Source organism: Acinetobacter sp., assembly GCF_041919735.1.
Classification (GTDB): Bacteria; Pseudomonadota; Gammaproteobacteria; order Pseudomonadales; family Moraxellaceae; genus Acinetobacter.
Genome location: NZ_JAYRTF010000059.1, coordinates 1 through 1220, shown reverse-complemented (window position 1 = coordinate 1220; position 1220 = coordinate 1). Strand labels below are relative to the sequence as shown.

The 1220-nt window shown below is 45.2% G+C and carries 1 protein-coding gene; it reads left to right on the top strand.

Annotated elements, in window-relative coordinates; all coding sequences use genetic code 11:
- The first annotated feature begins 282 nt into the window (after nt 1–282).
- Nucleotides 283–819 carry a hypothetical protein gene (locus ACE3T3_RS15915; protein WP_374668641.1) on the top strand — a complete coding sequence of 179 codons (537 nt, stop codon included), beginning with the start codon at nt 283–285 and terminating at the stop codon, nt 817–819.
- The last annotated feature ends 401 nt before the right edge of the window (nt 820–1220 follow it).

The window sequence follows — 1220 nt, the reverse complement described above, 5'->3', positions numbered from 1 at the left end:
TTGTTGCACAAAACACTCTTCTTTCAGATTGCCGCCTTCAGCGAAAGATTCTTGCTTCTATAGTGACGCAATATTTTTCTGAATTACGATACTTTTCAGCAAGGAATTTTATTTGTGCAACAAAGCCATTGTGAAAGAAAACTAACGGTTGGGAGTTTTTTTGTTGGATTATATTTTTTGGTGCTATTGATAATTTCTGTGTATCAAATTATAAATTATTTTTGATCGGTTTATTGTACTTTGTTGCACAAAGTCGACCCGCTAGGCTGGTAGCCTCGAGACATGAGCCCTGTCGTTGGGGCCTCCGCCAATACTTTTTGGACCGTTATGCTGAATCTTGAGGCCATTCATTTATTTTGTGGGGCTCTCGTATTCTTGGCAATACTTGGTTTTGGTATTGCTGTCTATCATTGGATTTTGATTGCGAGAACGCTAAAATATCTGCCTGTGCCAATGAGGGTGGATGGTGTTGAGATGGCGCCAAATTATCTTTATGGTGAATATGGTGCCGCAACTGAGGATGGCGGTATTGTGCGATTGCGGTATTTTTATGTTGTTGATTCAATAGAATATTGTTCGAAATCGATTTTCCCTCTGGAGGTTGAATGGATTCGTCCAAGAAGAAAATCTCTGGATATTTATTTTGATATAAAAAATGGAATTATTGCCAAATGCTATTATGATGCAAGAGATCCACGTAGAGCGGTTCTGTATAGGGGGTGGACTACATATTTGATGCGGCATTGCATTGGAGTTTTCAGTGGGGCCTTGGTTGTATTGAGTGCGGCAATATTTCTCTGTTGGTTCGTCAGGTTATAAGCTGCTCCTGGCCTGAGGATCGTTGGTGGTCTGGCTGGACAAAGACTCGCAGCTGTTTCAGTTTTTCGCAAAAACCTCTCTGCCATCATGCAAGAAACTCATATATTGATAGCTGCCTGCGCTTGCCCTGCATGCGGTAGAGACTCATTTGGCTATAAATCCTACAGCGACTCATTTGTCCTCGCTTGCTCGTTTCAGGCGCGGTGGTGTTGGCACAAGCGCCCGCGCCCGCGGGCGTTGCCACTGGCGGCCCGCTCTTGCCCCCGCCATCAAATGGTTCTTCGTCGTTTCGTGTGGAACTTGACAACGAGAATCCATCGTAGTGGAGCCCGGTGGGGCTTGTGGGCAACTCGGCAATCCGAGTTGTCCACAAATCCACGGGGCGGTGTTCTTTGCCAAGG

Coding starts and splice junctions, on each gene's coding strand:
- ACE3T3_RS15915 (WP_374668641.1), top strand. CDS start 283: ATGAGCCCTGTCGTTGGGGCCTCCGCCAATACTTTTTGGACCGTTATG.